Origin of the sequence: Castellaniella sp. (assembly GCF_034674885.1) — a bacterium.
Lineage (GTDB): Bacteria > Pseudomonadota > Gammaproteobacteria > Burkholderiales > Burkholderiaceae_B > Castellaniella.
Genome location: NZ_JAUCDS010000029.1, coordinates 26128 through 39226 on the forward strand (window position 1 = coordinate 26128; position 13099 = coordinate 39226).

Consider the following 13099-nt stretch of genomic DNA (forward strand, 5'->3'; position numbering starts at 1 on the left):
TCCCCAATACACGCGTATGATGTGACCGCCCGCTCTCGGGGTCTTCATCCGGTCACCATGGAAATCACCTTTGACGTCGTCGCCCTGCTGTTCATCGTCGCCCTGGTCGCGGGCACCATCGATGCCATTGCGGGCGGCGGCGGACTGATCACGATCCCGGCGCTGCTGGCCGTGGGGCTGCCGCCAGGGGCCGCGATCGCCACCAACAAGATCGGCGGGATCGCCGGGTCCACGGCGGCGACGCTGCACTTCCTGCGCATGCGGCAGATCGACCTGAAACGCAGCCGCTGGATGATGTTGGGAACCTTCCTGGGATCGCTGGCGGGCGGCATTGCGCTGACGCAGATCGACAGCAGCATCCTGAAGCAAATCATCCCTGTACTGCTGATCGGATTCGCCCTGTATTTCCTGCTGTCACCCCGGGTCGGCGCCCAGGACCGCACACAACGCATCTCGATGGCGCTATATGCAGCCACACTGGCGCCGCTGATCGGCTTCTATGACGGATTCTTCGGGCCGGGCACGGGTACCTTTCTGGCGATTGCCCTCGTGACCCTGCTGGGCATGAACCTGGTCAAGGCCACGGCGCACGCCAAGCTGCTGAACCTGTGCAGCAACCTGGCGGCGGTGATCTTCTTCGCCCTGCACGGCAACATCGTCTGGGCCTACGGCCTGCCGATGCTGGCCGGCCAATGGGTGGGCGGCACGATCGGCGCCCGCCTGGTGGTCACGCGCGGCCACCAACTGATCCGCATCCTGATGGTGACGATGGCGGTCATTGTGTCGGTGAAAATGATCCTGGACCAGTAGCGATCCGGCGCCACTGCCTGGCATCCGCGCCAGCCTAGTCCTATCATGGAAGATCCGACAGTTTCCTGAGCAGGCGGTTCCCATGGCCACGACACCCAATGCGGCAGCATCCGGCACATTTCTGATTGGCGGCGACATCCCCGTCCACCGGCTGGGCTACGGGGCGATGCGCATCACCGGCCCCGGCATCTGGGGGATGCCCGCCAACCCGGCGGCCGCCCTGGCCACCCTGCGACGCCTGCCCGAACTGGGCGTGAACTTCATCGATACGGCCGACAGTTACGGGCCGTTCGTCAGCGAAGTCCTGATCCACGACGCCCTGCACCCCTACCCTGGCCTTTTGATCGCCACCAAGGGCGGGCTGCTGCGCCACGGCCCCGACGAATGGGTGCCGCTGGCCGACCCCGGCTATCTGCGCCAGTGCGTGCTGATGAGCCTGCGCCGGCTGGGGGTGGAACGCATCGATCTGTGGCAACTGCACCGCCTGGACCACGGCACACCGCGCCAGGCACAACTGCAGGTGATCGCCGACATGCGCCGGGAAGGACTGATCCGCCACGTGGGCCTGAGCGAAGTCCACCCGGCCGACATCGAGGAAGCCCAGCAGTATTTTCCGGTCGCCACCGTCCAGAACCAGTACAACCTGGGCGAACGCAAAAGCGAGGCCGTGCTGGACTACTGCACCGAACACAACATCGGTTTCATTCCCTGGTACCCGCTGAACGCCGGCAAACTGGCGCAGCCCGGATCCAGGCTGGCCGAAATCGCCCGCAACCACGACGTCACTACCAGCGCCATCGCCCTGGCCTGGCTGCTGAAACGATCCCCGGTGATGTTGCCGATTCCCGGCACCAGCAATCCTGATCACCTGGCCCAGAACGTGGCCGGGGCCCAGGTCACCCTGAGCGACCAGGAATTCGAGGCGCTGGATACGGTAGCCGCCTGATGACGGCGGGTCGACCCCCGATTACGCCATGTCGCGCAGGGCGCGCAGGTCCAGGCTGACGTCGCCGCGTTCGCAGGACACCCAGGCGCTGCGGTCGGTGATGTTGACGCTCAGGGCCATGTTGCGCTCGGCCAATCCGGCCAGGGCTTTCGTGGCCTCTGCATCCAGGGCGTAGACCTGCAGATTGCCTGCGCGGGCAGTCTTGTCACGCACCCCGGCCCACCAGACATCCACGCCGCGTCCATAGGCCAGCACGATGACCTGTTCCGAGCGGCCGCAGGCCTTCAGCAGGCGGCGGTCGTCGGGCAAGCCGATTTCCACCCACTGCAGCACGGCGCCGGTCAGGTCCAGGTTCCACAGATCGGGCTCGTCGGTGTCGCTCAGCCCCCGCGTGAACACCAGCCGCTCGTCAGCCTGCACCCACAGGGCGTAGGCCAGCAGGCGCACCATCAGGCGTTCATCGGTCTCGGACGGATGCCGCGCCACGGTGACGGCATGGCTGCCGTAATAGCCCCGATCGTTGTCGGCGACGTTGATTTCGGCTTTATAGATGGTGGCGCGCAGGGCCATGATGGTTCCAGAAAAAGGTCTTTTGCCGCCGGGCCGCCCCAAGGCAAAAAGCGCCCCCGTGGGGGGCAGCAAGCAAGCGAAGCTTACGCAGCGTGGGGGGCACTATTTGAATGCGGTTTCGATGAAGCTGCGCAGTTTACGCGAATGCAGGCGTTCGCTGGGCATCTCGCGCAGGTGTTCCAGCGCGCGGATACCGATGTGCAGGTGCTGATTGACCTGGGTGCGGTAGAACGCACTGGCCATGCCCGGCAGCTTCAGTTCGCCGTGCAGGGGCTTGTCGGACACGCACAACAACGTGCCATAGGGCACCCGAAAGCGAAATCCATTGGCGGCGATGGTGGCCGATTCCATGTCCAGGGCGATGGCCCGCGACTGCGACAGGCGCTGCACGGGTTCCTGCTGGTCGCGCAATTCCCAGTTGCGGTTGTCGATGGTGGCGACCGTGCCGGTGCGCATGATCTTCTTCAGTTCCCAACCCGACAGGCCGGCGACTTCGGCCACGGCATCTTCCAGGGCCACCTGGACCTCGGCCAACGGCGGCACGGGCACCCACAGGGGCAGGTCATCGTCCAGCACGTGGTCCTGGCGCACATAGCCATGGGCCAGCACGTAATCGCCCAGGCGCTGGGTGGTGCGCAGCCCGGCGCAATGGCCCAGCATCAGCCAGGCCGACGGCCGCAGCACCGCCACGTGATCGGTGATGGTCTTGGCATTGGACGGCCCCACCCCGATGTTGATCAGCGTGATGCCGGTGTGGCCTTCGCGCTTCAGGTGGTAGGTGGGCATCTGCGGCGTAAAGGCCAGCGCCGGGGCTTCCTGGGCGGCGGTTTCCTGCGTGACGATGTGATTGCCGGGTTCCACCAGCGCGGTATAGCCGCCCGTGCCGGCCGCCAGCGAGGCCCGCGCCCATTTCACGAATTCGTCCACGTAGAACTGATAGTTCGTGAACAGCACGAAGTCCTGGAAGTGCGTGGGCGATGTGGCGGTGTAGTGCTGCAAGCGCTGCAGCGAGTAGTCGATGCGCGGGCCCGAGAAAGGCGCCAGAGGACGGGGCTGGTTGGATCGACCGCGCCAGGTGCCGTTGACGATGGCGTCGTCCGTGACCGCCAGATCGGGCACGTCGAAATGATCGCGCAAGGCATGGCCTGGGACTTCGGAATATTCCCCCTGGGCGTATTCACCTTCCGGGAAGGCGAAATGCAGGGGAATCGGCAGGTCGGATTCGCCGATTTCCACCGGCACATGGTGATTGCGCAGCAGCAACCGCACCTGTTCGCGCAGGTAGTCACGGAACAGCGCCGGACGCGTCACCGTGGTCATGTAGACGCCGGGCTCGACCAGATGGCCGTAGGACAGCCGGCTGTCTACGTCCGGGTAGGTGTTGATGCGAATGCGGATGGCCGGATAGCAGGCCCGCACGCGCTGGCCGACTTCCAGCGTGCCGGCGCCATATTCCCGGAACGCATCGCGGATGAACGCGGTATTGCGCTGATACAGCTGGATCAGCTGATCGACGGCGGCATCGGCATCGTCATAGCTGGCAAACGGCACCAGCGGCGGCAGTCGCGTCGGACGGGGGGTATCCATGAACTTTTCCATGCGCCTGATTATGGCAGGTCTTTGTGACACATGGAGGAGTCCGTGCGCGGAGGGCACCTGCCGACCGCCCCGCGCCCAGCCAGCACCAGCGTGCCGGCCGCGTCGCGAGGGCTCACTGCCGCCGGTGTACTTCCCTGCCCGCCGCATAGGTGGCGGCAATCGCCCGATCATCCCCCAGCATGGCCAGGGCGAACAGCAGCTCTTCCAACGATTCGGCGCGCGCCGTGCGGCGTTCCAGCAGCGGCGTGGCCTGGGGGTCCAGGACGATGAAATCGGCTTCGGCGCCGGCTTCCAGCGTGCCGATCTGCCCGGTCAGGCCCAGGTGCCTGGCAGCACCCTGGGTGGCCTGCCAGAACATGCGCCGCGCCGTCAGGTGGTGGCCTGACAGGCGGGCGACCTTGTGCGCCTCGTTCATGGTCTGCAGCATGGAAAACGACGACCCTCCGCCCACGTCCGTGGCCAGCGTCACGGGCATGCCGAAGTCCTTGGCGGCGGCGAAATCGAACAAACCGCTGCCCAGGAACTGATTGGACGTGGGGCAGTGCGCTGCCACCGCTCCGGCATCGCGCATGCGGCGGCGGTCGTCGTCGTCCAGCCAGACGCAGTGCCCGTACACGGCCCGAGGGCGCAGCAGGCCGTAGTCGTCATAGATGTCCAGGTAGCTGCGATGGCCGGGGAACAGGGACATCACCCACTTCACCTCGTCCCGGTTTTCCGACACGTGCGACTGGATGAAGACATCCGGGTAGCGCTGCGCCAGTTCCCGGCAACGGCCCAGCTGTTCGGGGGTGGACGTGGGGGCGAAGCGCGGCGTCAGGGCATACATCTGGCGGCCCGTCCCGTGCCAGCGCTGCAGCAGCATCTCGCTGTCGCGCGCGCCCGATTCCGCCGTGTCACGCAGGTATTCCGGGCAGTTGCGGTCCATCATGACCTTGCCGGCCACCATGCGCAGATTGCGCGCGTGGCTTTCCTCGAAGAAGGCTTGGGCCGAGCCCGGATGCACCGTGCAATACACCAGCGCGGTGGTGGTGCCGCAGCGCAGCAGCTCGTCCAGGAAGAACTTGGCCACTTCCTGCGCGTAGTCCGGGTTCTCGAATCGCCGTTCGGTCGGAAACGTATAGGTTTCCAGCCAGGGCAGCAGCCCCGGCGCCGGCGAGGCGATCATGTCGGTCTGCGGATAGTGGATGTGCGTATCGATGAAACCCGGCGTGATCAGACGGCCACGCCAGTCGTGCACGGCGATGCCTGCCGGCAGGTCGCGCACCAGTTCGTCATGGTCGCCGCACTGTTCGATCACGCCATCGCGCACCACCAGCAGGCCGTCCCGGATCCATTCGCAGGCTTCGTCCTCGGCCTTGGGCGTGTCACGAAAATACAGCAGCTGCGCCCGGTAGGCCTGCACATCAGGCACGGCTTGGGCGTTTGACGTCGAGGTCATGAGGAGTCTCCAGAGGATATTGTTGGCGCAGGCCAGAGGCCGGCTGCTCTATTCGGATCAGTGCGTTAGCGCGAGTGTCGTCGGATCGGCTGGCTGGGCGGCGCGGTGCGCCAATTGCGTACGCAGCCGCATCAGTTGCGCCGCCACGGACACGGCGATCACGGCGGGCTGCTTGCCCTCGATCCCCGGCTCGCCGATCGGACAGGTGATGCGCGCATAACGTTCGGGCGGAATGCCGCGCGCCGCAAAGCGCTGCTGGAATTTATGCCATTTGGTGGCCGAGCCGATCAGGCCGAAATACGCGGCATCGTCACGCTTCATGATCTGTTCGCACAGATGCTGGTCCAGCGCATGATCATGCGTCATGACCAGATAGCAGCTGCCCGGCAACGCCTGATCGATGACGGCTTCTGGCGTATCGGTGGCCTCGATGGTGACGTTCGGGGCGATGGCATCCGGAAACAGATCGTCGCGCGCATCGACCCAGGTGACGCGGCAGGGCAAAGTGCCCAGGATATTGACCAGTGCATGGCCCACGTGCCCTGCCCCGAACACCAGCACCTGCAGGAAATCGGGACTCAGGGGTTCCGTCAGGACGGGGCAGCCCCGGGCATCGGACGGATTGAGCAGGCGGGCCGCCTGAAAGCGGTTGGCCGGATGCGACGCGGCCGTCGGTTCCTGCAGGCGAACCCAGGGGGCCACGCCGGGCCCGCCCACGCCGACCTCGCGCTCGAACGATTCCTGTCGCCGCAGGCGATCGACGGCGTCCTGCAACCAGGCGCGATCCGCGTCCCGCAGGCGCTCGAACAGCAGCGTGACCAATCCACCGCAGCACTGGCCGGCAGCCGCCGCCAGCGGGATGTCACGCACCCAGCGATCCGGGTGATTCATGTCGTTCAGGTGTTCGCGTGCCAGGCGCATGGCCTGCCACTCCAGCTGGCCCCCGCCGATCGTCAGCCACTGATGGCCCGCCGACACCAGCATCTTGGCACCCGCTTCGCGGGGCGCCGACCCGCGCACGGACGCGACGCTGATCAGCACCGCTGGCTGCTGGCGGTCCAGGCACCAGAGGGCCTGATCGATCCAGGCAGACATCCCGGGCCCCTCAGGCCATCGCGGCATGACGGTGCCGCAGGCCTTCCGCCGCCGTCAGGATGGCCTCGGGCGTGGCGGGAGCACACAGGTCGGGGGATTCATGCCCGTCGCCCAGCGCGGCCAGCGCATCGACGATGGCGTTGAAGACGCTGACGCCATGCACCAGCGGCGGCTCGCCCACGGCCTTGGAGTGGTGGATGGAGTCCTGGTGGTTGCGGGCCTTGAACAGCCGCACGCGAAAATCACGCGGACAATCGCTGATCGCCGGGATCTTGTAGGTGGACGGCGCATGCGTGGTCAGGCGGCCGTCGTCGCGCCAGACCAGTTCCTCGGTCGTCAACCAGCCCATGCCCTGGATGTAGCCGCCCTCGATCTGACCGATGTCGATGGCCGGATTGATGGACGCCCCCACATCGTGCAGGATGTCGGCCCGCAACAGTTTCCATTCGCCGGTCAAGGTGTCGACGACGACCTCGGACACCGCCGCGCCGAAGGCATAGTAGTAGAACGGATTGCCCCGGCTGGTGGCCTTGTCCCAGCTGATGCCAGGTGTCTTGTAGAAACCGTCGGACCAGAGCTGCACGCGGTCCCAGTAGGCTTCCTCGACCAGCTGCGCGAACGGCAGGGTCTTGCCATTGACACTGACCTGCCGCCAGGCGAAGGTCACGTCTTCGGCCTTGCCGCCGTATTTGCGCGCAGCGAAATCCGCCAGCCGCGCGCGCAACGTCAGCGCGGCGTCCTCGGCGGCCTTGCCGTTCAGGTCGGACCCCGTGGAGGCCGCCGTGGCGGACGTGTTGATGACCTTGTAGGTATCCGTTGCCGTGACACGCACGCATTCCAGATCCAGGCCCAGGGTATTGGCGACGATCTGCGCGACCTTGGTGTTCAGCCCCTGGCCCATCTCGATGCCGCCATGGTTCAGCAGCACCGAACCATCGCGATAGATGTGCACCAGGGCGCCCGCCTGGTTGAAGGCCGGCACGTTGAAGGAAATGCCGAACTTCACGGGAGTCAGGGCCAGGCCCTTTTTCAGGATCGGGCTGTGCGCGTTGAATTCCCGCACCGCCTGACGGCGGGCGCGGTAATCGGACGAGGCTTCCAATTCACTGATGATGGGATGCAGCAGATTGCCCTCGACGACCTCGCCATAGGGAGTGGTGTTGCGCGTCTCGGTGCCGTACAGGTTCAGGTAGCGCACGTCCAGCGGATCCTTGCCCAGCTGGCGGGCCACGCGATCGATCAGGACTTCCGTGACCAGGGCTCCCTGGGGGGCGCCGAAACCGCGAAATGCCGTGGCCGACTGGGTGTTCTGCTTGCCGCACATCGTGTGGATGTCGGCGGCCGGAATGTAATAGGCATTGTCGAAGTGGGCCAGGGCGCGGCTGGCGACGGCCTCGGACAGATCGGCCGAATAGCCGGAATGCAATGTCATGTCCAGGCGCACGCCCAGGATAAGGCCTTCGTTGTCGAAGCCGACGTCATATTCAAACAGGAAACCGTGGCGCTTGCCGGTGATCATCATGTCGTCGTCGCGGTCGGCCCTCAATTTGACCGGCCGCTGCAGCTTGGCCGCGCACACCGAGGCCACGCAGGCAAAAAGCGCGGATTGCGATTCCTTGCCTCCGAACCCGCCGCCCAGGCGCCGGCATTCGACCTCGACCTGGTGGCGCTGCCAGCCCAGTGCATGCGACACGGCATGCTGCATTTCGGTCGGGTGCTGGGTAGAACACAGCACCTGCATGCCGTCCTTTTCGCGCGGGATGGCATAGGCGATCTGGCCTTCCAGGTAGAACTGTTCCTGGCCGCCGCAGGAAAACTCGCCCGTCAGGCGCACCGGGGCGCCGTCCAGCGCCTTTTGCACATCGCCCTTGATCAGGCGCAGTTCGTCGGTCGTGCCGGCGCCTGCAGCCTTCGCCTGTTTGGGCGTCAGCAGGAACGGCAGTTCTTCGTAGGTGATTTTCCCCAGGCGGGCCGCGCGGCGGGCCTGGTCCACCGTGCTCGCCACCACCGCGAACATCGGCTGCCCCACGTACTGCACGACGCCATCCGCCAGGATGGGATCATCGGCCACGACCGGGCCGCAGTCGTTCACACCCGGGATGTCCCGGGCCGTCAGCACGGCCAGCACGCCCGGCGCACGGCGCACGGCATCCAGGTCCATGGAGGTAATGCGGGCATGGGGCTTGTCGGACAGGCCCAGCGCCGCATACACGGTATTGCGCAGCTCGGGGATATCGTCGGTGTAGACGGCCTCGCCGCTGACGTGCAGCGCAGCCGATTCATGAGGGCTGGCCGCGCCGGCCGCCGGTTCGCCCACCACAGGGCGCGGGATGCTGTCGTTGCCGATCGCCAGCCGGTCCAGTTCGACCGGAATGTTGACTCGCATGTTCATATCGGGCTCCTCAAGCAAGTTCGGCCAGATTGGCCGTATTCACCTGATGCGTCGCCAACGGCGCCCCAGGGGCGGTTTCCAGGTAAAAGCGATACAGCAGATTCTGCGAGGCCAGCAGACGGTAGTCGCTGCTGGCGCGCATGTCGGTCAGGGGTTTGAAGTCCTGCGCAACCGCCTGCATGGCGGCGCGCACGTGGGCTTCGTCCCAGGCCTGGCCCCGCACGGCGGATTCGACCGTCCGGGCGCGGCTGGGGGTCGCGGCCACCCCGCCAAAACCGGTCCGCAGTTCGCGCACGGCGCCTGCGGCATCCAGCACCACGGCAAACGCGGCACAGACGGCGGAAATGTCCTGATCGAAGCGCTTGGACAATTTGTAGGCGCGGAACTGGCGGCCAGCCACCTGCACCGGCACACGTAGGCCCTGCACGAATTCGCCCGGTTCGGCCGCGTTCTTCTGGTAGGCCAGATAGAAGTCTTCCAATGGCATTTCCCGCACCCGGTCGCCTCGGCGCAGGATGATGCTGGCGCCCAGCGCGATCAGCGCCGGCATGGAATCGCCGATGGGCGAACCATTGGCCACATTGCCGCCCAGGGTGCCGGCGTTGCGGATCGGAAAGGACGCAAAGCGCTGGCGCATTTCGGCCAGTTCCGGAATGTGCGCCACCAGGGCGTCGTAGGCGTCATTCAGCAAGGCCCCGGCGCCGATGACCAGGTCGTCGCCTTCGGCATGAATGTCGCGCAGTTCGCCGACCTGTCCGATGTAGATCAGGTGTGGCAGGTCGCGGTGCTGTTTCGTGACCCACAGGCCGACGTCGGTGCTGCCGGCCAGAATGCGGGCATCGGGATATTCCAGGCGCAACCGGGCCAGCTGGGCCAGAGTACGGGGTGCATGGAAAGTATGGTCACCGTGCGTGTAGGTAAACACGTCATCTCGCTGCAAGGCCGCCAGGGCCTTCGCCAGCGCGGCGCGGTCGAATTCGACCGCCGGGAGCTGATACATCTCGTCCGCCGCCCGGATGATGGGCTGGTAGCCCGTGCACCGGCACAGATTGCCCGACAGGGCATCGTCGATCTGGGAACGGGTGGGAGCCGGATCCTGCGGACCATGGGCCAGGTACATGCCCCACAACGACATCACGAAGCCGGGCGTGCAGAAACCGCACTGGGACCCGTGGCAGTCCACCATGGCCTGCTGCACCGGATGCAGCGATCCATCGGGCTGGCGCAGGTCCTCGACCGTATACAGGGCCTTGCCGTCGAGCGTAGGCAGGAACTGGATGCAGGAATTGACGGCCCGCATCGTCACGCCGCCCTGGCCGTCGGGTTCGGCCACCATCACCGTACAGGCGCCGCAGTCGCCTTCGGCGCAGCCTTCCTTGGTGCCCATGCAGCCGAGGTCCTCGCGCAGGTACTGCAGCACGGTACGGGTGGTGGGCTGATCCGTGACTTCGTGGACCTGTCCACGGTACTGGAAGCGAATGGCAGTTGTCTCCATCGTGATACCTTTTTATGTTCGAGCCGGGTGTTGTGGTCCAAGATAGCATCAAGCCGCCAGCACCGGCATTCGTGAACGATGATGGCGGGTATCAGGGTCACTGATCATGGACGCCGACGCTCGCGCCGTGAATAATGGGCCGCATGAGCAAAACCCGCGATTCCATGGACTCCCACCTGCTGCGCATTCTGCAGATCCTGCTGACCGAACAAAGCGTATCGCGCGCCGCGATCAAGCTGGGCCTGTCGCAGCCCGCGATCAGCAATTCGCTGCGGCGGCTGCGCGAGATCACCGGCGACCCGATCCTGGTGCGCAGCAAGACCGGCATGGTCGCCACCGAACGCGGCCAGGAACTGCTGGCCCACGCCAACGAGGCCCTGTCCGCCATCGAGCGCATCACCCAGCCGCCCGGGGCCTTCGACCCCGCGCATTCGACGCGCGAATTCCACCTGGGCGCCCCCGACTACCTGGACGCGATGTTCCTGCCGAACATCGCCGAAATCCTGCGTCGCGAAGCACCACATGCAAAATTCATCGTACACCCGATCAATTCGGATTACGACTATGCCAGCGGCCTGGAAGACGGGGGCCTGGACGTGGTGATCGGCAACTGGCTGGAACCCCCGCCCCAGATGCACATGGCGCGCCTGTTCGACGACGAGGTCGTCTGCATGGTGGGCAGCCAGAACCCAACCGCGCACCGCGCACTCAGCCTGAAGCAATACCTGGAACTGCCCCACCTGGCGCCCTTTCCCTACGTGTCCGAACGGCAAAGCTTCATCGACGGCTACCTGGCCGCCCAGGGCCTGCGGCGCAACATCCAGATGACCATCCCCTATTTCGGCCAGGTTGCCGGCATGCTGCTGCGCACCGACCTGATCTTCACCACCGGACGGCAGTTCGCCCAGCACTATGCGCGCTACCTGCCCATCACCATCCTGCCCTCGCCCTTCCCCTTCCCCGCCATGCGCTTCTACCTGCTGTGGCACCGCCGCTGCCACGGCGCGGCCGAGGTCATCTGGCTGCGTCAGTGCATCGTCCGAGTGGCATCCATGCTGCAGGCCAGCATGGGGGCGAAGGCCTCCTGATCCCATCTCGACATCAGCTCAGCTTGATAATCGTCATCAGCGCTGCCAGCGCACAGCGCAAAACCTTGTCCCTAGAATAAATCGGGCCGACTGCGATTGCAGTTGCGCGCCCTTCACACAAAGCCGGCCCACGAGCCGGTCGATCACCAGGAGACAAGGCTCATGAGCGAGCAGGAAACCGTTTTGCCTGCGGGGTTCGAGACCTCCGCCACACCGCACAGCATCACCCCCAACACCTGGCTGGAGCAACGCTTCCAGCTCACGGCGCGCGGCACCAGCGCGCGCCAGGAAACCCTGGCCGGCCTGACGACCTTCCTGGCCATGGTCTATTCGGTCTTCGTCGTCCCGGCCATGCTGGGCAAGGCAGGCTTCGACACCTCGTCCGTCTTCATCGCGGTCTGCCTGACCAGCGCCTTCGGGTCGCTGCTGATGGGGCTGTGGGCAAACCTGCCCATCGCGGTGGGCTGTGCGATTTCCCTGACGGCCTTCACCGCGTTCGATCTGGTGCTGGGCCAGGGCCTGTCGCCCGCCGTCGCCCTGGGCGCCATCTTCCTGATGGGCCTGATCTTCACCGCCATTTCCGTGACCGGCGTGCGCACCTGGATCCTGCGCAATCTGCCGGCGGGCATCGCGCACGGCACGGGGATCGGCATCGGCCTGTTCCTGCTGCTGATCGCTGCCAACGAAGTCGGCCTGGTCGTGAAGAACCCCGGCCCGGGCCTGCCCGTATCGCTGGGCGCCCTGAACGCCATGCCCGCGCTGCTGTCCGTCGTGGGGCTGGCCGCCATTTTCGGCCTGGAACGGCGCCGCGTTCCTGGCGGGATCCTGCTGGTCATCCTGGCCCTGTCGGCCGTCGGTCTGATCTGGGATCCCGCCGTCACCTACAAAGGCCTGTTCGCCCTGCCGTCCTTTGGCGGCGAGCATTCGCTGATCGGCACCATGGACGTGGGCGGCGCGCTGAGCGCCGTGGTCATCCCCAGCGTGCTGGCCCTGGTCATGACGGCGGTGTTCGACGCCACCGGCACCATCCGGGCCGTCGCCGGACAGGCCGGCCAGCTGGATGAGAACGGCCAGATCATCAACGGCGGCCGTGCCCTGACGGCCGATTCCGTCAGTTCCATCGTGTCCGCCGGGCTGGGCGGGGCGCCTGCCGCCGCCTACATCGAATCCGCTGCCGGGACGGCCGCCGGCGGCAAGACCGGGCTGACCGCCACCATCGTCGGCCTGGGCTTCCTGGCGCTGATCTTCCTGTCGCCGCTGGCCGCCCTGGTACCGGCCTACGCCACCGCACCCGCCCTGATGTACGTCGGCCTGCTGATGCTGGGCGGCGTGCGCAAGCTGCATCTGGACGACACCGTGGACACGATGGCCGGCATGGTCTGCGCCGTCTTCATCGTGCTGACCTGCAACATCGTCACCGGCATCATGCTGGGGTTCAGCACCCTGGTCATCGGCCGCGTGTTCGCCGGCGAATGGCGCAAGCTGAACGTCGGCACCCTGACCATCGCGGTAGCGCTGGCGGTGTTCTACCTGGGCGGCTGGGCCATCTGAAGCCGGACCGTGGCGGTCACGGCCGGGCCAGCAGCGCCCGGCCGCAATCCCCCAGCAAATGCCTCAACCACTGATGGGAGGGCGCATGATGATTGCGCGCATGCCACAGCTGATA

General features: G+C 66.0%; 10 protein-coding genes. 4 read left to right on the top strand and 6 right to left on the bottom strand.

Translation table 11 applies throughout. The annotated features are described in order from the left end of the window. Nucleotides 1-57 precede the first annotated feature (57 nt). Together VDP74_RS13340 and VDP74_RS13345 are read left to right on the top strand one after the other, a co-directional pair. Nucleotides 58-810, top strand: a complete 753-nt coding sequence (locus VDP74_RS13340) for a TSUP family transporter (RefSeq protein ID WP_323000132.1) — start codon at nt 58-60, stop codon at nt 808-810. Between the two features lie 82 nt (nt 811-892). After that, nucleotides 893-1756: an aldo/keto reductase gene (locus VDP74_RS13345; protein ID WP_323000133.1), complete on the top strand. Its 864-nt coding sequence runs from the start codon at nt 893-895 to the stop codon at nt 1754-1756. A 21-nt stretch (nt 1757-1777) separates the two neighbouring features. Here the strand turns inward: VDP74_RS13345 and VDP74_RS13350 are convergent, their stop codons facing one another. From VDP74_RS13350 to xdhA, 6 genes are all read right to left on the bottom strand, one after another. Next, on the bottom strand, nt 1778-2326 hold the full coding sequence (locus VDP74_RS13350; RefSeq protein WP_323000134.1) for a YaeQ family protein: 549 nt from the start codon (nt 2324-2326) through the stop codon (nt 1778-1780). Between the two features lie 102 nt (nt 2327-2428). Then, nucleotides 2429-3913, bottom strand: coding sequence for an AMP nucleosidase (locus VDP74_RS13355; RefSeq protein WP_323000135.1), 1485 nt, complete (start codon nt 3911-3913; stop codon nt 2429-2431). A 124-nt stretch (nt 3914-4037) separates the two neighbouring features. Beyond that, nucleotides 4038-5363 carry a guanine deaminase gene (guaD, locus tag VDP74_RS13360; protein ID WP_323000136.1) on the bottom strand — a complete coding sequence of 442 codons (1326 nt, stop codon included), beginning with the start codon at nt 5361-5363 and terminating at the stop codon, nt 4038-4040. Nucleotides 5364-5420: 57 nt separating this feature from the next. Beyond that, nucleotides 5421-6458: a xanthine dehydrogenase accessory protein XdhC gene (gene xdhC, locus VDP74_RS13365; RefSeq protein ID WP_323000137.1), complete on the bottom strand. Its 1038-nt coding sequence runs from the start codon at nt 6456-6458 to the stop codon at nt 5421-5423. A gap of 10 nt (nt 6459-6468) precedes the next feature. Beyond that, nucleotides 6469-8844: a xanthine dehydrogenase molybdopterin binding subunit gene (gene xdhB / locus VDP74_RS13370; protein ID WP_416232993.1), complete on the bottom strand. Its 2376-nt coding sequence runs from the start codon at nt 8842-8844 to the stop codon at nt 6469-6471. Nucleotides 8845-8860: 16 nt separating this feature from the next. Further along, entirely contained in the window at nt 8861-10345 is a 1485-nt protein-coding gene (gene xdhA / locus VDP74_RS13375; protein WP_323000139.1) for a xanthine dehydrogenase small subunit, read from the bottom strand. 143 nt (nt 10346-10488) lie between these two features. Between xdhA and VDP74_RS13380 the strand changes: the two genes are divergently transcribed. After that, nucleotides 10489-11433, top strand: a complete 945-nt coding sequence (locus VDP74_RS13380) for a LysR family transcriptional regulator (RefSeq protein WP_323000140.1) — start codon at nt 10489-10491, stop codon at nt 11431-11433. Between the two features lie 162 nt (nt 11434-11595). Beyond that, entirely contained in the window at nt 11596-12984 is a 1389-nt protein-coding gene (locus VDP74_RS13385) for an NCS2 family permease (protein ID WP_323000141.1), read from the top strand. Nucleotides 12985-13099 lie beyond the last annotated feature (115 nt).